The sequence below is a fragment of the Rhodanobacter sp. UC4437_H4 genome, assembly GCF_052978425.1.
In genome coordinates this window covers 2596699-2618539 of sequence record NZ_CM129673.1, presented here as the reverse complement: position 1 = coordinate 2618539, position 21841 = coordinate 2596699, and the positions used below count along the sequence as shown (strand labels likewise).

Sequence of the window (21841 nt, the reverse complement as noted above, 5' to 3'; positions counted from 1 at the left end):
TTCAGGGCGAACCCGTGCACAGCGCCTGCAGCTCGGCGCGGGTCGGTTCGGCCGGCATCTTTTCGGCGAGCGGACCAAGCAGGTCGACCGCCAGGTCGCCGTCGGCCTCCTGCATGTGCATGCAGCGCGACTGGTCGCCCACGCCGTCGATGCGGATGCGCGCGACCGTCTTCGCCACGTGGGCGTCGCGCGGCACCAGGGTCAGCGTCCACGCGCCGGCGGCATCGCCTTCGCGCTGGATCTCGAACGCCTGCTCCAAGCGGGCAGCATCACCGCCGAGCAAGGCAACGAAGCTGTCCAGCAGCACCTGCAGCTGCGGCGCACGCTTGAGCGAAAAGTGCCGCGCCGGCTTGCCGTCGCGCTGCTGGGTCACTTCGCCGTCGGCGATCGTGGCGGTCTCCGCGCGAGGGTGCTCGACGCGCCGCTGCAGGCGGTCGTCGCCCAGCCAGGACAGTTGCCCGGAGACCACCAGCGGGCGATCCAGCATCTTGAGGAAACGCGCCTCGGCGAACGCGGTGTGCGCCGGTGCCGGCTGGCGCAGGCCGGCGATCACGGCCTGGGTTGAGGTGGCCGCGACCGCCGGTTCAGACGCCCACGCGGTGACCGCCCAGCACGGCAGCAGCAGGTTCAGCAGCAGGCGGGTCTTGCCAGAAATCATAGAAGTTGAACCAGTTGTAGGGAGCGACGCGGATGTAGTGCTCCAGCCGTTGCGCGTAGCGCTCGAGCAGGGCGTCCAGCGCCGGTCCCCGATCATGCCGGGGAATCTCCACTCGTTCGCTGAACGGCTCGAACACCAGCCGGTAGCGATTGCCGCCGAGGTAAAGCCCGAAGCACAGTACCACCGGCACCTTGAGCGTATGCGCCAGCAACCACGGGCTGACCGGGAACGGCGCCGGCGAGCCCAGCAGGTCGACACGGCGCAGCACCTCGTGGCCGCGGCCGCGGTCGGCCAGCATCGCCACCAGCGCGCCGTGCTGGCAGGCTTCGGCCATGGCCAGCGCGATCGAGGTGCCATCCTGCGCGGCGTCGATCACGCAGGCGCCCACCTCCGGCGCCAGCGCCTCCAGCAGCTCGGTCATCGCCGGGGTCTTCCGCTTGTCCAGCACCACCCGCAGCGGCAGCTCGGGCCGGCGCGCGCCGATCGCGCGCAGCGCCTCGAAGCTGCCCTGGTGCGAACCCAGCAGCAACACGCCGCGGCCCAGCGCAGCGCGCTGTTCCAGCAGGTCCAGGCCTTGCGTCTCGAACTGGAACGGCTGCTCGCCGCGGGCGAGCAGGAAGATCCGGTCCATGATCGTGGCGGCGAAACAGTGGATGTGCTTCAGCACCTGCCATGGCGTGGCCGGGCGACCGAACACGCGCTGCAGGTAGCGCGCCGAAGCCCGGCGCTCCGGCCCGCGGCGGCAGTAGAAGTACAGCGTGATCGGATACAGGCAGCAGCGACCCAGCCGGCGCCCGCCATGCAGGGCAATCGCGCGGATCAGCCACAGCGCGAAGCGGCCGCCGCCCTCGGGCCGGCTCTGCCAGTGTTCGCTGTCGCTCATGCCTCGCCCTCGATGACGCCACGCGCCAGCAGCATGCCGTCGCGCTCGATGCGGAAACGGACCCGCGAAGCCGATGCCGCGACGGGCATCAGTTCCAGCCGGGCCGCTTCGCCGGGCCGCAGCGGCGCCACGAATTTCGCCTCCGGCACGCGCACCAGCCGCTGGCCGCGCCACGCGCGCAGCGCCAGCGCCAGCTGCTCCAGCAGCAACACGCCGGGCACCAGCGGCTGTCCCGGGAAGTGACCGGGCAAGGCCGGATGATCGGCCGCGAACTGCAACGCCTGTGCGTACCCGCTCATGGCGAGACGCCGCCGTTGCCGTGCAGCAGCTGCGGCCAGCGCAGGGCCAGTTTCAGCAGCATGTCGTGCAGGCCGGGGTGGCTGAGATGGCGCAGGCGCCAGCGCCGCCAGGCGTACTCCAGCAGGAACGCCGCGCCCAGCAGCAGGTAGCAGCCCACGTGCAGCCATGCCGAGGCCCAACGCTCGGGCACCGACCACGCCGACGTCACACCGAGGCGCGGCAGCAGCCCGTCGCGTGCGGCGAACAGCAGCAGGCCGGTCAACAGCAGCGCCTGCGCCGCCAGCAGCACGGTCCAGAACCAGGTGATCTGCCGCGCATAGCGCGCCACGCCGGGCTCGCGCAGCCGCTCGGCACCCTCGATCGCCACCACGAAACGCGCCACCAGCGGCTCGCCGCCGAGCAGGCTGCGGCCAAACCAGCATGCCAGCGCCACGTTGATCAGGATCGGCACCGCCTCCAGCAGCAGGTCGGCCAGCCCGAGCCGCGAGGCCAGCCACACGCCGGCCAGCATCAGCAGCCACAGCAACCACGGCAGCGGTCGGCGCGACTGCAGCCGCGGCAGCATCAGCACGCTGGCCAGCACCGCCAGCGCCAGCAGCGCGAAGATCGGCCGATGGGTGACCACCCCGGCGATGGCGAACACCGGATAGGCGAGCAGCAACCACACGGCGTGGCGCCGCGAGGTCGGAACATGGGGGGATACGGCGGATTTCATGCGCGATTCCGCGACGACTCGGTCGGCACCGGTAGCTTGCCACGCGTGGCGCACGGTGGCGTGACGAAGGCGGAAAGCGCGGCGCCATGCGGCGCCAAGGCGTCCATGACCAGCCCGCACGACCGCTCCATCCCGCACCGACCGTTCAGGCGCGGTGCTGCTCGACGTGGCTCGACAGATTGCGCAGGCTGGCGAAGATCTGACGGTTTTCCGGGTTGTCCGAGCGCAGCTGGAAGCCGTAGCGCTTGGAGACGGCCAGGGCGATCTCCAGTGCATCGATGGAGTCGAGCCCCAGTTCGCCCCCGAACAGCGGTGCATCGGGGTCGATCTGCTCGGCATTGACGTCCTCGAGGTTGAGGCATTCCACCACCAGGGTGGCCAACTCGTGCTGCGCCTCTGTCTGTTCCGCCATGCTCGATTCCGTACGCCAGATGCATTGCCTCCCCCCGGTGGCAGTGGGCGCAGAGTGTAACATAGCGGCCTTGTCGTTCCGGTTGGCCAGCATGATCCAGGGATGTGAAAACCCGCAGGTGGAAGCTCGGGCGCGGCGGGCGCCGCAGGTGTCCTATCGCATGGCGGAGGTCGCCACCCTGCTGGAGGCGCCGGGCACGCTGGCGGTGCTCGGTTTCGACCCGGCCGTACCCTCCGGTGACGATCCGCGCCACCTGCAGGTGGCGCTGGCCAGCACCGATGCCCCCGCGCCGCTGGAACTGTGGCAGGTGGACGCGCCGGTGCGCTGCGGCATGGAAGGCGCGTTGCGCTGGTCGACCGGCGGCGGCTGGCTGTTCGCCGCGGTCGAACTGGACGAACGCGAACACGGCGGTGCCCGCGCCACCGCAAAGCAGGCCTACGACTTGCTGCACCGGTTCGTCGCCGGCCGCGACGCACGGCACGTCCTGCGGGTGTGGAACTACATCGGCGCGATCAACGACGGCGAAGGCGATGCGGAACGCTACAAGCGCTTCTGCGAAGGCCGCGCCGCCGGCATGGGCGATTTCTTCGCCGAAGGTTTCCCCGCCGCCACCGCGATCGGCCACCTCGCGGCGGAACACCGCCTGCAGGTCTACCTGCTGGCCGGCGAGCAGGCCGGCCACCGGGTCGAGAACCCGCGCCAGGTCAGCGCATGGCGCTACCCGCGGCAATACGGCCCCACCCCGCCCAGCTTTGCGCGGGCGATGCTCCTGCCGGCCCGCGACACGCTGGCCATTTCCGGCACCGCCGCGGTCGTGGGCCATGCCTCGGCCCACCACGACAACCTCGATGCGCAGCTGGAGGAAACCCTGACCAACCTGGACGCGCTGCTGGCCAGCGCCGACATGCGCGCCGGCTTCGACACGCATTCACCGCTCAAGGTCTACCTGCGCCACGACGGCGACGCGCCGCGCGTGCGCGACGCGCTCCGGCAGCGCCTGCCGGGCGTACCCCTGCTGCTGCTGCACGGCGACATCTGTCGCCGCGAACTGCTGGTCGAGATCGACGGCTGGCGCTACGTTTAGCGATGCGCCGGTTTCATCGGGAGTCCTTCGCCGATGGCTCCAGCGAATCCAGCAGCTCGATCATCTGGGAACGAACGTAGGGATTGGACGTTTTCCCGTGATCCGCAGCTTGCTGGTTCCGTACCGGCGACCGCATGAGCAATTTGCCGGTAGCGGCCTGGAATACCGAGATCACGGCCCTGTAACCGACCGTCGGCGCAAAGGACTCGCTGGACTGCTTGTACGAAGACGCCGAATAGCCAGGCGCCACCGAGGGGCGGTAGTCGATGGCCACCCGGTACGGCAAGGCGATCTCCGCGGCGCGCGACGCGGTGGCGGTGAACGCCGGATCATCGGAGTCCACGTTGTGGACGGTCACGTCGTGATCGCGAGCCCAGGCGAAAACCGCGTTGCCGACGTTGACGCAATTGACGCTGTCGCTGGTGCATGCCACGTAAAGCGAGAAGCGCGGGGTGTCGTCTGCGGCGAACAGTTGCAGCGATTGCAGTTGTCGTTGCTGGGCGCCACTTGTCGTCGAGCCGGCGCCAGCGCAACCGTAGAGCGCAATCGACGAAACCACGATCAAGCCATTCAGCCATTTCTGCATCACAGTCCTCCTTCCTTGCCGAGTGTCACGGTCGGAACACGCACGGGGCTCGTCGCGGGCGCGCAGATCGCGTGGCGCGAAAACAGCGCGAGCGGCCCTTCAGCTTTCGCTCCTCACTTCTGTTTCACCGGTCGCCGCCAGCCCTCGAACGTCTGCTGTCGGGCGCGCGCCAGAGTCAGCTGGCCTTCCGGCGCGTCGCGGGTGATCACCGAGCCGGCGCCGAGGGTGGCTTGCGCGCCGATGCTCACCGGGGCGACCAGGGCGCAGTTGGAGCCGATGAAGGCGCCGTCGCCGATGCGGGTAACGAACTTGTTCACGCCGTCGTAATTGCAGGTGATGGTGCCGGCGCCGATATTGACGCCACGGCCGACCACGGTGTCGCCGAGGTAGGTGAGGTGGTTGGCCTTGCTGCCTTCGCCGATGCGGGTTTTCTTGGTCTCGACGAAGTTGCCCACGTGCACGCCGGCGTCCAGCTCGGTGCCCGGACGCAGCCGCGCGAACGGGCCGATCGTGCACGGGCCGTGAGTGACCACGCCGTCGAGATCGCAGTGCGGATGCAGCACGGTGCCGGCGGCCAGTTGCACGTCCTTCAGGCGAGTGAAGGCGCCGATGCGCACGTCGTCGCCGAGCACCACGCGCCCTTCCAGGATCACGTCGATGTCGAGCTCGACGTCGCGGCCGGCCTCGACCGTGCCGCGCACTTCCACGCGCAGCGGATCGGCCATGCGCACGCCATCGCGAAGCAACGCGTGCGCGGCGCGGCGACGCCAGGCGGCTTCCAGCTCGGCCAGTTGCACGGGATCGTTGGCACCGGCGGCTTCCACCGGGTCGGCGCACTCGACACTGAGTGCGCCGCGGCCCTCGGCAGCAGCCATCGCGAAGATGTCCGTGAGGTAGTACTCGCCTTGCGCGTTGTCGCGATCGAGTTGCTTGAGCCAGCCGCGCAAGGCCAGCGCGTCGGCCAGCAGGATGCCTGTGTTGACCAGGTTGACCGCGCGCTGGCCGGCGTCGGCGTCCTTCTCCTCGACCACCTCGCGCACGTGGCCGTTGCCGTCGCACAGCACGCGCCCGTAGCCGGTCGGATCGGCCAGCCGCGTGGTGAGCAGGCTGAAGCCGCCTTCGGCGTCCAGCAGCTGGCGCAGCGTTTCCGCGCGGGTCAGCGGCACGTCGCCGTACAGCACCAGTACGCGTGCCGCGCGCGGCACGCCGGCGATCGCCTGCTCCACCGCGTGACCGGTGCCGAGCCGCTCGGCCTGCAACACCCAATGCAGGGCCTGCCCCGGCTCTGATCCGGGATCGTCCTGCCCGGCAAACGCCGCGCGTACCTGCTCGCCACAATGCCCGTAGACGACGTGGATGGCGGCTGGCTGCAAGGTTCGCGCGGTGGCGAGCACGTGCGCCAGCAGCGGCTTGCCGGCCAGCGGCATCAGCACCTTGGCGCGATTGGATTTCATCCGCGTGCCGGCACCGGCCGCCAGGATGATCACGTGCAGCGGCGTTGTTTCCATCGGTTGCGACCCCGTTCCGAACGAAGCAAAAGCATAGCAGCCGATGCCGCCGGTCCGGTGCGGCCGAGCCCTCGCCGCGGCTTGCGAAGGCGCATACAAAAGCGCAACGATCGCCGTGACAGACTGGCGCCGACAAGCAGCAAACAGACGAGGTGCAGCATGACGCGCATGACCGGAATCCATCCGTGCAGTTTCGTGGCCCTGCTTGCCCTGGCCACGGCCGGCGGGCTGGCACCCGCGATGGCCGCGGCCGCGCCGCCGCCGACGATCGCCGTGGGCGAGCCCGTTCCCGGCGCGCGGGTCACCGTGAATTACGTCAATCCGGAGGAGTTCAGCGAGGCCCGGCAATACGGCCTGCAGGACCGCTTCAACGGGAGGAGCTACCTGGAGCCGCTGAAGGCCCATCTGATCAAGCGCGCCACGAAGATGCTGCCGGCCGGCGATCGCCTGGAGGTCAACATCACCGACATCAAGCTCGCCGGCGGTTACGAGCCCTGGCACGGCCCGCAGTTGAGGTACGTGCGCTTCATGAAGGACGTCTATCCGCCGCGCATCGATCTCGACTTCAAACTGACCGACAGCAACGGCAAGGTGGTGCGCGAAGGTTCGCGCAAGCTGCGCAACCTGGGCTACCTGCAGAGTGGCGCCGCGCGCGTGGGCGATACCGATCCGCTGCGCTACGACAAGGCACTGATCGACAGCTGGCTGCGCCGCGGGCCGGAAAACCTCTAGCGGCAGGAATCCGGCCGCGGGGCCTCAGTGCTTGAGGTTCTTGCGCAGCCGCTCCAGCGCCTGCAACTGGGCCATCGCCTGGGTGAGCCGGGTCTGTGCCTCGGCCAGTTCGATCGCGTCGGTGCGGTTGGCCAGCGCGTCGCGCGCTTCCTTCATCGCCTGCTGCGCGGATACCTCATCCAGGTCCGCCGCCCGTGCGGCAGTATCGGCCAGCACGGTGACCACCTGCGGCTGCACTTCGAGGATGCCGCCGGAAACATAGAACTGCTGACGCTCGCCGCCTTCCAGCAATACGTCGACATGGCCGGGCTTGAGTCGGGTGATCAGCGGCGCGTGGCGCGGCGTGATACCCAGCTCGCCCTGGTCACCGGTCGCCACGACCATGGTCGCCTCGCCGGAAAAAATCTCGGCTTCGGCGCTGACGATGTCGACTCGGATGGTTGTCATGGGATTTCTCGCTTTGCTCGAAGGGAATGGAGAATAGGGAATGGGGAATAGTGAAAGCGGGCAGGTCGCGGCAATTCCGATTCCCTATTCCCTATTTACTATTCCCGAAAGCCGCCTCAGGCGGCTTTCTTGGCCCCCATCTCCTCACCCTTCTTGATCGCCTCGTCGATGCCGCCGACCATGTAGAACGCCTGCTCCGGCAGGTGGTCCACGTCGCCGTCGACGATCATCTTGAAGCCACGGATGGTTTCGGCCAGCGACACGTACTTGCCGGGCGAGCCGGTGAACACTTCGGCCACGTGGAACGGCTGCGAGAAGAAGCGCTCGCACTTGCGCGCGCGGTACACGGCCTGCTTGTCCTCTTCGGACAGCTCGTCCATGCCCAGGATCGCGATGATGTCCTTCAGCTCCTTGTAGCGCTGCAGCGTACCCTGCACGCGGCGGGCCACGTCGTAGTGCTCGGCGCCGACCACGTTCGGATCGAGCTGACGGCTGGTCGAGTCGAGCGGGTCCACCGCCGGGTAGATGCCGCGCGAGGCGATGTCGCGCGACAGCGTCACGGTGGAGTCCAGATGCGCGAAGGTGGTCGCCGGCGACGGATCGGTCAAGTCATCGGCGGGCACGTAGACGGCCTGGATCGAGGTGATCGAGCCGGTCTTGGTCGAGGTGATGCGCTCCTGCAGCACGCCCATTTCCTCGGCCAGCGTCGGCTGGTAGCCCACCGCCGACGGCATGCGGCCGAGCAGCGCGGACACTTCGGTACCGGCCAGGGTGTAGCGGTAGATGTTGTCGACGAAGAACAGCACGTCCTTGCCCTTGCCGCTCTCGTCCTTCTCGTCGCGGAAGTACTCGGCCATGGTCAGGCCGGTCAGCGCCACGCGCAGACGGTTGCCCGGCGGCTCGTTCATCTGGCCGTAGACCATCGCCACTTTCGACTCGGGCAGGTTGTCGATTTTGACGACGCCCGCGTCCTGCATCTCGTGGTAGAAGTCGTTGCCTTCGCGGGTGCGCTCGCCGACGCCGGCGAACACCGACAGGCCGGCGTGCTGGGTGGCGATGTTGTTGATCAGCTCCAGCATGTTCACCGTCTTGCCCACGCCGGCGCCGCCGAACAGGCCAACCTTGCCGCCCTTGGCGAACGGGCAGACCAGGTCGATCACCTTGATGCCGGTTTCCAGCAGGTCGTTCGACGCGGCCTGCTCGTCGTAGCTCGGCGCCTCGCGGTGGATCACCCAGTGATCCTTCGCCTCGATCGGGCCGACCTCGTCGATCGGATTGCCCAGCACGTCCATGATCCGGCCCAGGGTGGCCTTGCCGACCGGCACCTTGATGCCTTCGCCGGTGTTGCGTGCCATGAGGCCGCGCTTCAGGCCCTCGGTGGAACCCAGCGCGATCGCGCGCACGATGCCGTCGCCGAGCTGCTGCTGCACTTCCAGCGTGATGTCGGTGCCGTCGATCTTGAGTGCGTCGTACACCTGCGGCACCTGGTCACGCGCGAACTCCACGTCGACGACCGCGCCGATGATCTGAACAACTTTGCCCTGGCTCATGCTGATAGCTCCGGATGAATCTCTTGAGGTTTTATCGAAGCGCCGCCGAAGCGTCGCCCTTACTAGGAGTGCGGCCATGGATGGCCGCTTTTTGATCTTGCTCTGCGATCAAGGATGATCGCACCAGTTAAATTGATCGCTCTGGCCAGACTGATCGAACCAGCCCGACCGATCGCACTCATACCGCCGCCGCGCCACCCACGATCTCGGAAATTTCCTGCGTGATCGCCGCCTGGCGTGCCTTGTTGTAGGTCAGCGTCAGCGTGTCGATCACCTTGTTTGCGTTGTCCGACGCGGCCTTCATCGCGACCATGCGGGCGGCGTGCTCGCTGGCCAGATTCTCCAGTGTGGCCTGGTACACCACCGACTCGATGTAGCGGCCCAGCACGTGCTCCAGCACGGTCTGCGCGTCGGGCTCGTAGAGGTAGTCCCAGTCGTGCCCGGCTTCCAGCTTCACGCCCGCATAGGCCGACTCGCCGGCATCCTCATGCGCTTCCAGCTCGGCCGCCACCAGCGGCAGCGGCAGCAGCGCGTCGACGGTCGGCTTCTGCGTCATGGTGTTGACGAAGTCGCTGTAGGCGAGGAACACGCGATCCAGGCCGTTGGCCGCGTAGGCGTCCATCATCACCTTGATCACGCCGACCAGCTGCTCCAGCCGCGGTTTCTCGCCCAGGTGGCTGACCGTGCCGACCAGGTTGACGCCCTTGATGCGGCGGAAGAACGAGATCGCCTTCTGGCCGATCGCCACCACGTCGACCTGCACGCCCTGCTTCTGCCACTCGGCGATCGCCGGCAGCAGGCGGCGGAACAGGTTGGAGTTGAGGCCGCCGCACAGGCCGCGGTCGGTCGACACCACGATGTAGCCGACCCGCGCCACGTTGTCGCGCTCGACCAAAAACGGATGGCTGAAATCCGTGCTGGCCTGCGCCACGTGCGCGATCACCTTGCGCATCAGCCGCGCATACGGGCGCGAGGCGCGCATCAGGTCCTGTGCGCGACGGATCTTGGCCGCCGAGACCATCTCGAGCGCGCGCGTCACCTTGCGCATGTTCTGCGTGCTCTTGATCTTGGTTTTGATTTCGCGTCCGCTGGCCATTTGTCTCGCTCGCTATGCTTGCTCGGGGAATCGAGAATCGGGAATGGGGAATCGCCAGTAGCGGCGAGGCCCGTTGCTTTTCCGATTCCCTATTCCCTACTCCCGATTCCCGGCTCTCTTACCAGCTGCCGGTCTTCTTGTACTCGTCCAGCGAGGCCTTGAAGGTGGCTTCGATGTCGTTGTCCCAGGCGCCGGTGGCGACGATCTTCTTCATCAGTTCCTCGTGGGTCTGATGCATGAAGGCGTGCAGGCCCTTCTCGAACGGCAGCACCTTGTTCACCGGCAGGTCGTCGAGGTAGCCCTTCTCGGCGGCGTAGACCGACAGCGCCAGCTCGGCGATCGACAGCGGCGAATACTGCTTCTGCTTCATCAGCTCGGTGACGCGCTGGCCGCGATCAAGCTGGGCGCGGGTGGCCGGGTCCAGGTCCGAGGCAAACTGCGCGAACGCGGCCAGCTCGCGGAACTGCGCCAGCGCCAGCTTGACGCCACCGGAGAGCTTCTTGACGATCTTGGTCTGCGCCGAACCGCCCACGCGCGACACCGAGATGCCGGCGTTGACGGCCGGGCGGATGCCGGCGTTGAACAGGTCGGTTTCCAGGAAGATCTGGCCGTCGGTGATCGAGATCACGTTGGTCGGCACGAATGCGGAGACGTCGCCGCCCTGGGTCTCGATGATCGGCAGCGCAGTCAGCGAGCCGGTCTCGCCCTTGACCTCGCCGTTGGTGAACTTCTCGACATAGGCCTCGGACACGCGCGAGGCGCGCTCGAGCAGACGCGAGTGGAGATAGAACACGTCGCCCGGATACGCCTCGCGGCCCGGCGGGCGCTTCAGCAGCAGCGAGATCTGGCGATAGGCCACGGCCTGCTTGGACAGATCGTCGTAGACGATCAGGGCATCCTGGCCGCGATCGCGGAAGTACTCGCCCATCGCGCAACCGGAATACGGCGCCACGTACTGCAGCGCGGCCGACTCGGAGGCCGAGGCGACCACCACGATGGTATTGGCCAGGGCGCCGTTCTCTTCCAGCTTGCGCACCACGTTGGCGATCGACGAACGCTTCTGGCCGATCGCCACGTAGATGCATTTGATGCCCGAATCGCGCTGGGCGATGATCGCGTCGATCGCCAGCGCGGTCTTGCCGGTCTGGCGGTCGCCGATGATCAGCTCGCGCTGGCCGCGACCGACCGGGATCATCGCGTCGACCGACTTGTAGCCGGTCTGCAGCGGCTGGTCGACCGACTTGCGCCAGATCACGCCCGGCGCGACCTTCTCGACCGGCGCGGTGAGCTTGGCGTTCAGCGGGCCCTTGCCGTCGATCGGATTGCCCAGCGCATCGACCACGCGGCCGAGCAGCTCCGGGCCGATCGGCACTTCGAGGATGCGGCCGGTGGTCTTGGCGGTGTCGCCCTCGCGCAGGTGCTGGTAGTCGCCCAGCACCACCGCGCCGACGGAGTCGCGCTCGAGGTTCAGCGCCAGCGCAAACGCATTGCCCGGCAGCTCGATCATTTCGCCCTGCATCGCGTCGGCCAGGCCGTGGATGCGCACGATGCCGTCGGACACGCTGATGATCGTGCCCTCGTTGCGTGCCTCGGCGCCGAGCTTGAACTGCTCGATGCGGCTCTTGATCAGTTCGCTGATCTCGGACGGATTCAGTGTGGTGCTGGACATGGTCATCTATCCCGGAAATGAAAAGCTCTTGTTGAACAGTCCGGCCCGGATGGCCGGCCTTGCTCTTCGCGAGATGGATCTCGCGTGAAACCAATCTGTCCGACCATGGAGGGTCGGGTTTTGCTCGTCGCGAAAATGGACTTCGCGTGAAACCAAACTGTCCGGCCCGAACTGCCGGTATTGCCTTTCGCGAAGCTGGCTTCGCGTGAAACTACTGGCTCAATGCGCCAGCCAGCTTGGCCAGCCTGCCGCGCGCGGAGCCGTCGATCACTTCGCTGCCGGTGTCGATCACCGCACCGGCCAGCAGCGAGGCATCGACCTGGGTATCCAGTTCGATCTCGCGCTTGAAGCGGCGCTTCAACGAAGCCTTGAGCTGCTCGGTCTGCGCTGCGTCCAGCGCCATCGCGCTGGTCACCTTGACCAGCAGCTGCGACTCGGATTCGCGCTTGAACGTCTCGTACAGCTCGGCCACCTCCGGCAGCAACGCAAGGCGTCGCTGCTCGGCCATTTCGGCGAGGAACTGGCCGAATGGCGCATCGGCGGCGATGCCGGCCGGCAGATGCAGCGCGACGAGCTGCGCGGGCACCACCCGCGGATCGTTGCCGAGACCGGCCACGCGCGGATCGGCCGCGACCGCGGCGGCGAACGCCAGCGCCTGCGACCACGCGTCCAGCGTGCCGGCGGCATGCGCCACTTCGAACGCGGCGCGGGCGTAGGGACGGGCGAGGGTGATTGCCTGGGCCATCGATCAGATCTCGGCCGCGAGCTGGTCGAGCAAGGCCTTGTGCGTCGACGCATCGACCTCGCGCTGCACGATCCTGCTGGCGCCGGCCACGGCCAGCGCACCGACCTGCTCGCGCAGCTCGTCGCGCGCGCGCTGGGCCATCGAGGCGATGTCGTCCTGCGCCGAAGCCTTCAGGCGGTTGATTTCGCTGACGGCCTCGCCACGGGCCTTTTCGATGATCTGGTTGGCCTGCTGCTGGGCCTTGTCGATGATCTCCGAGGCTTGCAGGCGGGCCTGCTTGATCTCGGCCTGCACCTTGGAGTCGGCAGCCTTCAGGTCGGCGTGCGCGCGCTCGGCCGCATTCAGGCCTTCGGCGATCTTGAGCTGGCGCTCTTCGATGGCCTTGTTGAGATACGGCCAGATGAAGTGCACACAGAACCAGATCAGGATGGCGAACGAAATCATTTCGCCAATCAAGGTCGCGTTGAAATCCATCGCTGCGTTACCTGCAAATACGGGATGAAACGGACACGGGTATCAGATACCCGTGCCGGATACACGGCGACGCCACCACGGCGGCGCGCCGCTGGGAGAATTACTGACCGGCGCCTGCCGCCGCCAGAATCTTGCCCAGCAGCGGGTTCGCCACGGCGAAGTACATGGCCAGCGCCACGCCGATCAGGAACGCCGCGTCGATCAGACCTGCCAGCAGGAACATGCGGCCCTGCAGCAGCGGCACCAGTTCAGGCTGACGGGCAGCGGCTTCGAGGAACTTCGAACCCATGATGCCGATACCGATACAGGCGCCGAGTGCACCGAAACCGATGATCAGGCCAAGCGCGATGGCGGTGAAGCCCTGGATTTGTGCAAACTGGACGAGATGTTCCACGGTGGTCTCCTGAGAAATTCAAACTGGACTAGACAAAACGGATGCAGCAAAGGGTTCGAAAAACGCGAATCAGTGGTGATCGTGCGCCATCGAGATATACACGATCGTCAGCACCATGAAGATGAAGGCCTGGATCGAGATGATCAGGATGTGGAAGATGCCCCACACCGTGTAACCGATGATGCCGGCGCCGTACAGCGCCCAGCCGGCCAGCCCGGCACCCGCACTGAACAGGCCGGCGATGAGCATGAACACCAGCTCGCCGGCGTACATGTTGCCGAACAGTCGCATCGCCAAGCTCACCGGCTTGGACGCCAGCTCGACGACGTTGAGCAGGAAGTTGAACAGCCACAGCGCGGGGTGGCTGCCGAACGGCGCGGTGAACAGCTCGCGCATGTAGCCGCCGGCACCCTTGGCCTTGAAGCTGTAGAAGATGATCAGCGCGAATACCGTCAGCGACATCGCGAAGGTCATGTTGATGTCGGCGGTAGGCACGGCGCGGAAATGGCCGATGCCGAACTTCTCCGTGATCCACGGCAACAGGTCGACCGGCAGCAGATCCATGGCGTTCATCAGGAACACCCAGACGAACACGGTCAGCGCCAGCGGACCCAGCACGCGGCGGTCGCCGTGGAACACGTCCTTGACCTGACCGTCGACGAACTCGAGGATGATCTCGACAAAGGCTTGGCCCTTGCCCGGCACGCCGGCAGTCGCCTTGCGCGCCTTGAGCCAGAACCACAGGCAGAACAGCACCCCGAGCACCAGCGACACGCTGACCGAGTCGAGGTGCACCGCCCAGAAGCCTTCCTTGCTCGCATGCGGAACAAGATGCTGCAGGTGGTGCTGGATGTATTCGGTAAGCCCGCCCGACTCGCTTGCCATGCTTCAACCCTTGAATCTGAACGCCACCAGATGGACCGCGTAGGCAGCCACCAACCCCGTGATGGCGGCCAGTGGCGGCAACTTGAATTGGAACAGGATCACGACCAGCCCTCCGACGATCACGATCCATTTCAGGAACATGCCCGTCAGCAGCCGACCCAGCGCCAGACCCGCGCCGCTGATGCCGCTGAACATCCGCGCCGACATCGCTGCGGTACCCAGCGCCACCACCACCGCGCCTGCCGCGGCCGATGCCGCTTCACGACGCCCCAGTGCTAGGAAGACGCAGCCCACCAGCAGAGCCACCGCGAACTGCAGCAGCACGATGCGCGAGGCGAGGCGCCGACCCGAGGCCAGGTTGTTGAGCAAGTGACGTCTCCGCGCGACCCTTGTCAGGCGGCACCGATCCAGTCACCCGCCACGATCCGAATCCGTAAAAGTATATCAGTGCGCCGATTGCCCGGACAAGCCGCGAAGCCTGCCAATCCCCGCCGCGCCCGCCAGCGCACAGCCTGGCGCGAGGCCTGCGACGATCTGCCGCGATCGCACGATCTTGCGCACAAAAGAAGGCCGGACATCCCTGTCCGGCCTTCTCGAAGCTTTGTACCGCTGCACGGCAGCCGCGAATTACTTGGCGGCGGCCTTCTTGCCGGCGACCGGCGCGGTCACGGCGTCATTGGCCGCCTGGCGCTGCTCCTGCACCAGCGCGGTCAGCGACTCGGCGGTCTTCTGGGTGATCGACAGCACTTCCTGCGACACCGCCACGGCGCGCTCGGCATTCTCGCGGCTCAGGCTGCTGCCCTTCTCCCACAGGCCGCGCAGGCCGTCGACGTCGCGGGTTTCCATCACGTCGGTGACGAACTCGGCGGAGACCTTGGTCTGCTCCTCGAGCGCCTTGAGCTGCAGCTCGGCAACCTTCTCCAGCCCCTTCAGGGCCAGCGAATGCGCCTTGAACGCGCTGTCGGTGAACTGCTTGGTGAACGCAAAAAGCTGGTTGTTGAATTGCTGGGTCATGGCTTGTTCCTCGGGTGGAGGTGGGGTAGTGGCAGCCACTCTAGCAAGACTTCTGTTGCAATGCAACATGAATTTCCCGGAATCGCCAGACCAGTCGGCAAATGTTCATCCTGTACGCCAACTTGCGGAAATCACCCGCATAACGCAACGCGTCAGAAATCGGCCCGGCTGCAGCTGGCCCCCGAGGTGCAGGTCTCGTGCACCACCACCTTGTCCAGCCCCGCCAGCCGCGGCTCCAGCCGCTGCCAGATCCAGCGCGCCAGCATCTCGCTGGTCGGGTTCTCCAGCCCCTCGATGTCGTTGAGATAGTGGTGGTCGAGCTGGTCATACAGCGGCTGGAAGGCCGTCTTCAGCTCGGCAAAGTCCATCACCCAGCCGAGCCGCGGGTCCGGCTCGCCGGAAACATGAATCTCGACGCGGAACGAATGCCCGTGCAGCCGCGCGCATTTGTGGCCTTCCGGCACGTGCGGCAGGCGGTGGGCTGCTTCGAGCTGAAACACCTTGAAGATGTGCATGGCGACGTCCGCGCGGATGGACACGTCGGCGGGACAGACACGCGCGACACGTTTGGTGGCTATGGGTGGACTCGAACCACCGACCCCAGCATTATGAGTGCTGTGCTCTAACCAGCTGAGCTACATAGCCATTGGGAAGCCGCCGCGGGGCGATCGCCGGCGGGGCGCGGAAGTGTAGTGGGCGTGGCGCGTTCGTTCAAGTCGGCGAGCTTGCCGCTGCTTTGCGGGCTGTGGTTGAATCGGGGCAGGATCGCGCGGCCCTTTTGCCGCCGGTTCGCGGGGCCAAGCCCCGGGAGGCGACGCATGATTGATGTAGATGGCTACCGTCCGAACGTGGGGATCGTGCTGCTCAATGCAGACGGCCAGCTGTTCTGGGCGCGCCGGGTCAATCGTGACGGCTGGCAGTTCCCGCAGGGCGGCATGCGCACCGACGAAACCCCGCTGGAGGCGATGTACCGCGAGCTGGAGGAGGAAACCGGCCTGGCGGCACACCACGTGGAAGTGATCAGCGCCACCCACGGCTGGCTGCGTTATCGCCTGCCCGAGCGCTACGTGCGCCGGCACCAGCGCCCGACCTGCATCGGCCAGAAGCAGGTGTGGTTCCTGCTGAAGCTGGTCGGCGGCGAGGAGGCGCTGAAGCTCGATGCCAACGAGAAGCCGGAGTTCGACATCTGGCGCTGGGTCGACTTCTGGTACCCGGCCGCGCACGTGGTGAATTTCAAGCGCGACGTGTACGCGCGGGCACTGCGCCACTTCGCGCCGCTGGTGGAGGATTTGTTCGGCATGGAGATCGGCACCACGCCGCCACGCGAAGACGCCGACACACCCGTCGGGGGCCCGCGCACCGGACGCGCGGCGGCCTGATCCCGGCCTCCTTCCCGTCGCGCTGCGCAACGCCCATCCCGCGTTCGCCGCCGCACGCGCTGTCGTATAGTGCGGCGATTCCAGGGGAAGGAAAAAGGGGATGGGTACCCAAGCCAGGCTTCGCGTCGCCCATCGGTGGATGGCGGCGGGCGTACTGCTGATCGCCAGTGTCGGCGGCGCCCGCGCCATCGGCCCGCGCGACGCGCGCAACGGCGAGGAGTGCCGCGCCCAGGTCAACGCTCACTTCGACGCAGTCGAGGCGGAGATGCTGGCGTACGGAAACTACAGGGGCATCGCGGTGACCGAAGACGAAGGCCGCGGCCCCATGTTGCTCGATTGCAAAGGGTTCGAGAATAGCCTGCAGGGCGAGCAGATCGCAGCCGCGCTGCAGCGATTGTCGTTGGCGATCGACACCTTGCGCACGGGCCACGCGCTCACGGCGGTCACGATCGAACAACTGGCAACCGATCGCGCCGGCATCGAGGAGATGTCGCCACAGCCCTATCGCCACGAATACCTCCTGCAGTATGCCGATTACCAGCGCTACCTGTCGTTGGCGACGACCCGCGCCGCCATGGCCCCCACGGGCGACTCGCCCAAGGCGATCCATCGCTGCGGCACGCCTGACCATCCGCTCTTCAGCGATCAACCCTGTGCGTCCCATGGGTCGACCCCGCACGCCGCGCTCGCGGAAACCTGCCACGGTTTGCGCGAACATCTGGCGGACAGCAAGCGCGCCTACGACGCGGCCGCCGCCGCGCTGGTGGCAAGCGCGGATGATGCCGGCGACGGCTGGCGCGCCAACGAAGCGCGGCGCCGCAAGTCTCTCTCGGATCTGCGCTGGTACGGCGATCGCGCCCGCCTGCAGGGCTGCCCTCCGTGATGGGCCGCTTCGCCTTTCTGATGCTGCTCCTCGCCGGCGTGCTCAGCGCAGGCCCAGTGTCCGCGCAATGGCATCCCACGGCGGGCCACCTGCAACCGTTTGGCGGTTACCTGACACCGCTGCGCGGAGGCACGGTGGACGTGCTGTCTGACGGCAGCGTCCTTGCCTACGGCTACGGCATGTCCGCCAACGAGTGGCGCGCCGAACAGGACCAGAACGACGCCTTGCGCCTGCGTCACGGCATGGAAAGCGGGCCGGACCCTTCGCCCAAGCTCTACGATCCCGCCGCCGGGGGCTGGGTGCGCGTACCGCGCGCGCCGCAGTGTCCGGACGGCCATGTCTACCTGCACACCAGCACCGTGCTGGCCGACGGCCGGCTGCTGATCGCCGGCGGCCTGTGCGACGTGGCGCAGGCCTTGAACGATTCGGCGCCGTATCCGCCGTATGCAGGCATGTCGATCTGGGATCCGCTCAAACGACAGTGGCAATCGGCGCCCGCGTTGGCGCAGACGCGCATCTTCCATACCGCCACGCGGATGCCCGATGGCAGCGTGCTGCTGATCGGCGGCGAAAGCGATCCGCAGTTGCCGCACGATGGCAGCGGCGTGCTTGCCAGCGTGGTGCGCTATGCAGGCGGCAAGCTGGTTGCCGCACCGAGGATGGCCGCCGCGCGGGCCAAGCACAGCGCGACGGCGCTGTCCGACGGCAGCGTGCTGGTGCTCGGTGGCCTTGATGACACCAATCATCCGCTGGCTTCGGCCGAACTGCTCGACGCCCGCGGACAGGCCTGGCGAACGCTGCCACCGATGCACGTGGCACGCTACTCGCACACCGCCACCCTGCTCGCCGATGGCCGCGTACTGGTGGCCGGCGGCATGGGCGAGGATGGCCGGCCGCTGCGCTCGGTGGAGCTATGGGACCCGCGCAGCGGCGCATGGATCGAGGGCGCGGAGCTCCCGGTGGGGCTGTACGGCCACGCTGCGGTCCGGCTGGCCTCCGGTGCCGTACTGGTCGCCGGCGGCACCTGGCTGCAGCCGGTCCAGGGACAATCCTCGCCGTGGGCGTGGTTGTGGGATCCGCATTCGCAAGGTTGGCAACTTGCCGGAACCACTTCTCCCAGCGTGGGCAACGACGCGCCGCAGCCGCTCGGCATGGTGGCGCGATCCGATGGCAGTGCGTTGATCTTCACCGCCAACGGGGTGTTGCGCTGGTCACCCGAGACACCGGCTGCTGACGTGCCCGCTTGGCGATCGACGCCCGCGATCGCCGCACTGCCCGGGCATCGCGTGATTCTGGTGGGCTACCTCGCCGACGATTTTCGCGGGCTGCCGGTGGCGCGCATCTGGAACGCGCGCACCGATCGCTGGAGCAGCACCGGCCCGCTGGAGGCGGACTCGGCGGGACACCCCGCGGCCTTGGCGCTGCGGTCGGGGGATGTCCTGTACGTAACGATGAAATCGGGGCACGAGTTGCAGTGTCACCGCTGGTCGACTCCCATCAACCGCTGGTCCGGCTGCGGCGGCGCGACCTTGCAATACCTGGCCGATTCACGGCCGCAACTCGGCCTGTTGCCGGACGGGCGCGCGTTTGCCCTGGTCAACATGCACGAGGCCGCGGTGCTGAACGAGCGCACGGCGCGCTGGACGATCTGGCGCGTCGACTGGCACGACAAGGGGATCACCTACGGCGCGCCGGTGCACGGCCAGCAGCCGCTAGCCACCATCACCGACCCGACAGGACGCGAAAGCTTCGAGATCAACGACGCTGGCGCCCGCTTCGTGCACGCCGATGGTTGGCGGGCCACCGCAATGCTGTGGAACGCCGGCACCGGCTGGTGGGATTACGTGTTGATGGGGCGCCAGATGGGCGCCGACGCGCAGCGCCTGCCTGATGGCTGCGCCATCTCGACGTATCCGGTGGCGCTGTATCGGCCGGCGGATGCGCGGGTGTTCGCGCTGTCCGACCCTGGCTTCGGCAGCACCAGCCACGTTATGGCGGTCCTCGATGACGGCACCGTGGTGGTGGCGGGGCCGGGCCGCGACACGCTGGCAGCGGGCGCCGGCTTTTTCCATCGCCAGGCAAGCTGCCGCGGCTTTGCCCCGCCACCGCCGGGCGATCGCTACATCTCGCCCACCGTCGCGATGAAGCCGATCGCGCCGCCACCCACGGCTGCTGCGCCCGTGGCGAAGGCGGCGGCGCCGCGTGGACAGCAGCACTTCAGCTGGGACGGCATCGGCAACGTCAAGTGGGTCATCCTCGCCTGCCTGGGTTCGTGGCTGGCCTATCGACTGTTGCGCCGCGTCGCCTGGCCGCGCTTGCGCGGCGGCTATTCGCTGGCCGCCCGGTTGCTGGTGTATGGCGGGCTGGCCATCGTGCTGATGCCGTGGGTGCTGTCGCTGTCGACCTGCGTGCACCGTGTGCCCAAGGCCGACTGGGAACGCATGGGCGTGGCCGCACGCGAGACCGCCAAGGTGATGATGACGCCGAGCCAACGGCCATGCGGGCTCATCGGCCTGTGGTCGTCCACGCACAAAAGCATCATGCGGCGCATCGAATTGCGCGACGACGGTCGCTACGTGATGACCCCCAGCGCGTTCGACCGGCGCTCGACCGCCGGCTTTACCGGCCGCTGGAAAGTGCAGGCTGACAAGATCGTGTGGCAGCCCGACGGGAGTGGCGTGATCGACGTCAACGCAATGCTGGAGGCAAGCGACGGCCGCTTCCAGGTGATCGAAACCGATGGCGCACCGACCCGTTTCGAGCGCATCCAGGCGAAGCCATCGACGCAGTGCGACAAACCCGCAAGCCAGGCACGGGAGTGATCGGATGACGCCCACGGTTCGATGGACGATCACGCTGCTGCTGGCGGCGACAGGCGTGTTTTCCGCCCGCGCGGACGACGCGGTCTACAAGTGCCGGGGCGACGTGTTCCAGGACCATCCCTGCGACGGCGCGGTCCCGGCTGCGCCTGCATCATCGACCGTGCCGCCCCCGCCTGCTTACGACGAGCGGGCACTGGAGCGCGAACTCGACCGGTTGCAGGCGCTGGGCGTGGGCATGATCCAGCGAACCCTGCCCGAGACGCAGCCGCCGCGGGTGGCGCCGGTGTCGAAGATGCACGGCTTGTTCAAGCCGGAACCGCGCCTGTCCCGCATGGCGCGCGAGTTGCGCGACCGGGCGATCACCGCGCGCATGCAGGCACAGGCCGAGCACGGCAATGCGGTATCGGCCGCAAAGCTTGGCCAGGCGATCGAACAACAGGAGCAGTACTGCGGCGGCGAACTGGCGAAGCTGCCCACGGTGGGCATGAGCGATGAGGCCTTCCGCCAGTGCACCATGCTGGCCCGCTTTGGCGAGGTGGACCAGATCGTGGTGAGTCAGGCCGACGGCGTGGCGTTGCGGCTGTACGTATTCCCCACGGCCGGGGTCCGCGTGTATTCCATCGGCGGCGTGGTGACCGCGATCAAGCCGTGAGCGGAGGGCCCACGCGGCGGGCAAGACCGACGCGCTGAACGGACGACCGCCCCGCCCAGTCGATTGTTGACAATCGTTCGCATTCGCGTTCTCATATGCGTCATGTACGTCTGCATGTGCAATGCCGTCACCGACCACGACATCCGCCGCGAAGCGGCCGATGGCGTGCAGACGTTTGCCGAATTGCAGGCGCGCACCGGCTGTTCGGACTGTTGCGGCTGCTGCGGCGACGAAGCCCGCGCCACCTTCGAGCAGGCTCGCCGGCAGGTGCTCTGCCAGCTTCCGCTCGTCGCCGCCTGAGCCGACCTCGGGCTTCGCGCCCGGCGGCAAACCATTGGCATTCTCATTTCCGTCCTGACTGTCGCGGAGTTTGTATAGTCCGTGGGTCCGTCGCGATGGAGGAAAGGCCATGAAGGGTGATGCCAAGGTCATCGAGTTTCTCAACAAGGTGCTCTACAACGAGCTGACCGCGATCAACCAGTATTTTCTGCATGCCCGGATGTACAAGAACTGGGGCTACACCGAGCTGGCCGAGCACGAATACAAGGAGTCGATCGACGAGATGAAACACGCCGATCGGCTGATCGAGCGCATCCTGTTCCTCGACGGGCTGCCCAATCTGCAGCGGCTGGGCAAGCTGCGCATCGGCGAGCATCCGGTGGAAGCTCTGCAGGGCGACCTGGACCTGGAGCTGGCCGCCACCGTCGACCTGCGCGAAGCGATCGCCCACAGCGAAGGCATCGCCGACTACATCAGCCGCGATCTGTTCAAGCACATCCTGCATGACGAGGAAGAACACATCGACTGGCTGGAAACCCAGTTCAACCTGATCAAGGACATCGGCGCGGAACGCTATCTGCAGAGCAAGATGCAGAGCTGACGCCGGTCGCGCAGCGCGCACGCCGCCACGGCGCATCCGCGCGGGCGTGCGCCCGTTCCTTGACGCTTTCGTC

General features: G+C 67.2%; 26 protein-coding genes and 1 tRNA gene. 8 read left to right on the top strand and 19 right to left on the bottom strand.

The annotated features are described in order from the left end of the window. Nucleotide 1: 1 nt before the first annotated feature. The 5 genes from ACVCL3_RS11960 to ACVCL3_RS11940 form a co-directional block, all read right to left on the bottom strand. Complete coding sequence (locus ACVCL3_RS11960) at nucleotides 2-658, bottom strand: LolA-related protein (RefSeq protein ID WP_395120610.1); 657 nt, start codon at nucleotides 656-658, stop codon at nucleotides 2-4. Next, the gene (locus ACVCL3_RS11955) at nucleotides 585-1541 is read right to left on the bottom strand and encodes an LpxL/LpxP family acyltransferase (protein WP_447101396.1); all 957 of its coding nucleotides are present in this window, start codon (nucleotides 1539-1541) and stop codon (nucleotides 585-587) included. The genes ACVCL3_RS11960 and ACVCL3_RS11955 overlap by 74 nt, the downstream gene beginning before the upstream one ends. Further along, nucleotides 1538-1840 (bottom strand): hydroxymyristoyl-ACP dehydratase, encoded by a 303-nt coding sequence (locus ACVCL3_RS11950; RefSeq protein WP_395120613.1) that lies wholly within the window; start codon nucleotides 1838-1840, stop codon nucleotides 1538-1540. Before ACVCL3_RS11950 ends, ACVCL3_RS11955 begins: the two co-directional genes overlap by 4 nt. Next, complete coding sequence (locus tag ACVCL3_RS11945) at nucleotides 1837-2556, bottom strand: xanthomonadin biosynthesis protein (protein WP_447101395.1); 720 nt, start codon at nucleotides 2554-2556, stop codon at nucleotides 1837-1839. Before ACVCL3_RS11945 ends, ACVCL3_RS11950 begins: the two co-directional genes overlap by 4 nt. Nucleotides 2557-2701: 145 nt before the next feature. After that, nucleotides 2702-2968: a phosphopantetheine-binding protein gene (locus ACVCL3_RS11940; RefSeq protein ID WP_395120615.1), complete on the bottom strand. Its 267-nt coding sequence runs from the start codon at nucleotides 2966-2968 to the stop codon at nucleotides 2702-2704. A gap of 91 nt (nucleotides 2969-3059) precedes the next feature. On the opposite strand from ACVCL3_RS11940, the gene ACVCL3_RS11935 reads away from it, so the two are divergent. After that, on the top strand, nucleotides 3060-4052 hold the full coding sequence (locus tag ACVCL3_RS11935; protein WP_395120616.1) for a chorismate transformation enzyme, FkbO/Hyg5 family: 993 nt from the start codon (nucleotides 3060-3062) through the stop codon (nucleotides 4050-4052). A gap of 13 nt (nucleotides 4053-4065) precedes the next feature. Here the strand turns inward: ACVCL3_RS11935 and ACVCL3_RS11930 are convergent, their stop codons facing one another. Both ACVCL3_RS11930 and glmU read right to left on the bottom strand, forming a co-directional pair. Next, nucleotides 4066-4638, bottom strand: coding sequence for a hypothetical protein (locus tag ACVCL3_RS11930; protein WP_395120617.1), 573 nt, complete (start codon nucleotides 4636-4638; stop codon nucleotides 4066-4068). A 113-nt stretch (nucleotides 4639-4751) separates the two neighbouring features. Further along, nucleotides 4752-6146 (bottom strand): bifunctional UDP-N-acetylglucosamine diphosphorylase/glucosamine-1-phosphate N-acetyltransferase GlmU, encoded by a 1395-nt coding sequence (gene glmU, locus ACVCL3_RS11925; protein WP_447101394.1) that lies wholly within the window; start codon nucleotides 6144-6146, stop codon nucleotides 4752-4754. 159 nt (nucleotides 6147-6305) lie between these two features. Between glmU and ACVCL3_RS11920 the strand changes: the two genes are divergently transcribed. Further along, nucleotides 6306-6878, top strand: a complete 573-nt coding sequence (locus ACVCL3_RS11920) for a DUF3016 domain-containing protein (protein WP_447107229.1) — start codon at nucleotides 6306-6308, stop codon at nucleotides 6876-6878. Nucleotides 6879-6902: 24 nt separating this feature from the next. On the opposite strand, the gene ACVCL3_RS11915 is transcribed toward ACVCL3_RS11920, so the two are convergent. From ACVCL3_RS11915 to ACVCL3_RS11860, 12 genes are all read right to left on the bottom strand, one after another. Then, nucleotides 6903-7325, bottom strand: coding sequence for a F0F1 ATP synthase subunit epsilon (locus ACVCL3_RS11915; RefSeq protein ID WP_395120620.1), 423 nt, complete (start codon nucleotides 7323-7325; stop codon nucleotides 6903-6905). Nucleotides 7326-7441: 116 nt separating this feature from the next. After that, nucleotides 7442-8875, bottom strand: coding sequence for a F0F1 ATP synthase subunit beta (gene atpD, locus ACVCL3_RS11910; protein ID WP_395120621.1), 1434 nt, complete (start codon nucleotides 8873-8875; stop codon nucleotides 7442-7444). 178 nt (nucleotides 8876-9053) lie between these two features. Next, nucleotides 9054-9971 carry a F0F1 ATP synthase subunit gamma gene (gene atpG / locus ACVCL3_RS11905; RefSeq protein WP_447101393.1) on the bottom strand — a complete coding sequence of 306 codons (918 nt, stop codon included), beginning with the start codon at nucleotides 9969-9971 and terminating at the stop codon, nucleotides 9054-9056. A gap of 118 nt (nucleotides 9972-10089) precedes the next feature. Continuing rightward, nucleotides 10090-11640, bottom strand: coding sequence for a F0F1 ATP synthase subunit alpha (gene atpA / locus ACVCL3_RS11900; RefSeq protein WP_447101392.1), 1551 nt, complete (start codon nucleotides 11638-11640; stop codon nucleotides 10090-10092). 211 nt (nucleotides 11641-11851) lie between these two features. Beyond that, nucleotides 11852-12385, bottom strand: a complete 534-nt coding sequence (locus tag ACVCL3_RS11895) for a F0F1 ATP synthase subunit delta (protein WP_395120624.1) — start codon at nucleotides 12383-12385, stop codon at nucleotides 11852-11854. Between the two features lie 3 nt (nucleotides 12386-12388). Continuing rightward, nucleotides 12389-12859, bottom strand: coding sequence for a F0F1 ATP synthase subunit B (locus ACVCL3_RS11890; protein ID WP_395120625.1), 471 nt, complete (start codon nucleotides 12857-12859; stop codon nucleotides 12389-12391). 100 nt (nucleotides 12860-12959) lie between these two features. Next, on the bottom strand, nucleotides 12960-13253 hold the full coding sequence (gene atpE / locus ACVCL3_RS11885) for a F0F1 ATP synthase subunit C (protein ID WP_447101391.1): 294 nt from the start codon (nucleotides 13251-13253) through the stop codon (nucleotides 12960-12962). A 69-nt stretch (nucleotides 13254-13322) separates the two neighbouring features. Then, nucleotides 13323-14138: a F0F1 ATP synthase subunit A gene (gene atpB, locus ACVCL3_RS11880; RefSeq protein WP_447101390.1), complete on the bottom strand. Its 816-nt coding sequence runs from the start codon at nucleotides 14136-14138 to the stop codon at nucleotides 13323-13325. A 3-nt stretch (nucleotides 14139-14141) separates the two neighbouring features. Beyond that, on the bottom strand, nucleotides 14142-14507 hold the full coding sequence (locus tag ACVCL3_RS11875) for a hypothetical protein (RefSeq protein WP_324895274.1): 366 nt from the start codon (nucleotides 14505-14507) through the stop codon (nucleotides 14142-14144). Between the two features lie 258 nt (nucleotides 14508-14765). Continuing rightward, nucleotides 14766-15152 carry a phasin family protein gene (locus ACVCL3_RS11870; protein WP_324895272.1) on the bottom strand — a complete coding sequence of 129 codons (387 nt, stop codon included), beginning with the start codon at nucleotides 15150-15152 and terminating at the stop codon, nucleotides 14766-14768. A gap of 152 nt (nucleotides 15153-15304) precedes the next feature. Further along, nucleotides 15305-15667, bottom strand: a complete 363-nt coding sequence (gene queD / locus ACVCL3_RS11865) for a 6-carboxytetrahydropterin synthase QueD (RefSeq protein ID WP_324895270.1) — start codon at nucleotides 15665-15667, stop codon at nucleotides 15305-15307. A 53-nt stretch (nucleotides 15668-15720) separates the two neighbouring features. Then, nucleotides 15721-15797 (bottom strand) — tRNA-Met (locus tag ACVCL3_RS11860). Nucleotides 15798-15970: 173 nt separating this feature from the next. Here ACVCL3_RS11860 and ACVCL3_RS11855 point away from each other — a divergent pair. From ACVCL3_RS11855 to bfr, 6 genes are all read left to right on the top strand, one after another. Beyond that, a complete protein-coding gene (locus ACVCL3_RS11855) occupies nucleotides 15971-16531 on the top strand; it encodes an RNA pyrophosphohydrolase (RefSeq protein WP_395120629.1) in 561 nt (186 codons plus the stop codon). A 100-nt stretch (nucleotides 16532-16631) separates the two neighbouring features. Further along, nucleotides 16632-17414: a hypothetical protein gene (locus ACVCL3_RS11850; RefSeq protein WP_447101389.1), complete on the top strand. Its 783-nt coding sequence runs from the start codon at nucleotides 16632-16634 to the stop codon at nucleotides 17412-17414. Nucleotides 17415-17434: 20 nt separating this feature from the next. Further along, complete coding sequence (locus ACVCL3_RS11845; RefSeq protein WP_447101388.1) at nucleotides 17435-20236, top strand: kelch repeat-containing protein; 2802 nt, start codon at nucleotides 17435-17437, stop codon at nucleotides 20234-20236. Nucleotides 20237-20240: 4 nt separating this feature from the next. Then, nucleotides 20241-20888 (top strand): hypothetical protein, encoded by a 648-nt coding sequence (locus ACVCL3_RS11840; RefSeq protein WP_447101387.1) that lies wholly within the window; start codon nucleotides 20241-20243, stop codon nucleotides 20886-20888. Nucleotides 20889-20990: 102 nt separating this feature from the next. Then, on the top strand, nucleotides 20991-21188 hold the full coding sequence (locus ACVCL3_RS11835; RefSeq protein ID WP_395136000.1) for a (2Fe-2S)-binding protein: 198 nt from the start codon (nucleotides 20991-20993) through the stop codon (nucleotides 21186-21188). A gap of 109 nt (nucleotides 21189-21297) precedes the next feature. Next, nucleotides 21298-21768, top strand: coding sequence for a bacterioferritin (gene bfr, locus ACVCL3_RS11830; RefSeq protein WP_447101386.1), 471 nt, complete (start codon nucleotides 21298-21300; stop codon nucleotides 21766-21768). Nucleotides 21769-21841: the final 73 nt, after the last annotated feature.

Bases quoted from the DNA above. Each gene is read 5' to 3' on its own strand.
- ACVCL3_RS11960 (WP_395120610.1), bottom strand. From the start codon at position 658: ATGATTTCTGGCAAGACCCGCCTGCTGCTGAACCTGCTGCTGCCGTGC.
- ACVCL3_RS11955 (WP_447101396.1), bottom strand. From the start codon at position 1,541: ATGAGCGACAGCGAACACTGGCAGAGCCGGCCCGAGGGCGGCGGCCGC.
- ACVCL3_RS11950 (WP_395120613.1), bottom strand. From the start codon at position 1,840: ATGAGCGGGTACGCACAGGCGTTGCAGTTCGCGGCCGATCATCCGGCC.
- ACVCL3_RS11945 (WP_447101395.1), bottom strand. From the start codon at position 2,556: ATGAAATCCGCCGTATCCCCCCATGTTCCGACCTCGCGGCGCCACGCC.
- ACVCL3_RS11940 (WP_395120615.1), bottom strand. From the start codon at position 2,968: ATGGCGGAACAGACAGAGGCGCAGCACGAGTTGGCCACCCTGGTGGTG.
- ACVCL3_RS11935 (WP_395120616.1), top strand. From the start codon at position 3,060: ATGATCCAGGGATGTGAAAACCCGCAGGTGGAAGCTCGGGCGCGGCGG.
- ACVCL3_RS11930 (WP_395120617.1), bottom strand. From the start codon at position 4,638: ATGCAGAAATGGCTGAATGGCTTGATCGTGGTTTCGTCGATTGCGCTC.
- glmU (WP_447101394.1), bottom strand. From the start codon at position 6,146: ATGGAAACAACGCCGCTGCACGTGATCATCCTGGCGGCCGGTGCCGGC.
- ACVCL3_RS11920 (WP_447107229.1), top strand. From the start codon at position 6,306: ATGACGCGCATGACCGGAATCCATCCGTGCAGTTTCGTGGCCCTGCTT.
- ACVCL3_RS11915 (WP_395120620.1), bottom strand. From the start codon at position 7,325: ATGACAACCATCCGAGTCGACATCGTCAGCGCCGAAGCCGAGATTTTT.
- atpD (WP_395120621.1), bottom strand. From the start codon at position 8,875: ATGAGCCAGGGCAAAGTTGTTCAGATCATCGGCGCGGTCGTCGACGTG.
- atpG (WP_447101393.1), bottom strand. From the start codon at position 9,971: ATGGCCAGCGGACGCGAAATCAAAACCAAGATCAAGAGCACGCAGAAC.
- atpA (WP_447101392.1), bottom strand. From the start codon at position 11,640: ATGTCCAGCACCACACTGAATCCGTCCGAGATCAGCGAACTGATCAAG.
- ACVCL3_RS11895 (WP_395120624.1), bottom strand. From the start codon at position 12,385: ATGGCCCAGGCAATCACCCTCGCCCGTCCCTACGCCCGCGCCGCGTTC.
- ACVCL3_RS11890 (WP_395120625.1), bottom strand. From the start codon at position 12,859: ATGGATTTCAACGCGACCTTGATTGGCGAAATGATTTCGTTCGCCATC.
- atpB (WP_447101390.1), bottom strand. From the start codon at position 14,138: ATGGCAAGCGAGTCGGGCGGGCTTACCGAATACATCCAGCACCACCTG.
- ACVCL3_RS11870 (WP_324895272.1), bottom strand. From the start codon at position 15,152: ATGACCCAGCAATTCAACAACCAGCTTTTTGCGTTCACCAAGCAGTTC.
- queD (WP_324895270.1), bottom strand. From the start codon at position 15,667: ATGCACATCTTCAAGGTGTTTCAGCTCGAAGCAGCCCACCGCCTGCCG.
- ACVCL3_RS11855 (WP_395120629.1), top strand. From the start codon at position 15,971: ATGATTGATGTAGATGGCTACCGTCCGAACGTGGGGATCGTGCTGCTC.
- ACVCL3_RS11850 (WP_447101389.1), top strand. From the start codon at position 16,632: ATGGGTACCCAAGCCAGGCTTCGCGTCGCCCATCGGTGGATGGCGGCG.
- ACVCL3_RS11845 (WP_447101388.1), top strand. From the start codon at position 17,435: ATGCTGCTCCTCGCCGGCGTGCTCAGCGCAGGCCCAGTGTCCGCGCAA.
- ACVCL3_RS11840 (WP_447101387.1), top strand. From the start codon at position 20,241: ATGACGCCCACGGTTCGATGGACGATCACGCTGCTGCTGGCGGCGACA.
- ACVCL3_RS11835 (WP_395136000.1), top strand. From the start codon at position 20,991: ATGTACGTCTGCATGTGCAATGCCGTCACCGACCACGACATCCGCCGC.
- bfr (WP_447101386.1), top strand. From the start codon at position 21,298: ATGAAGGGTGATGCCAAGGTCATCGAGTTTCTCAACAAGGTGCTCTAC.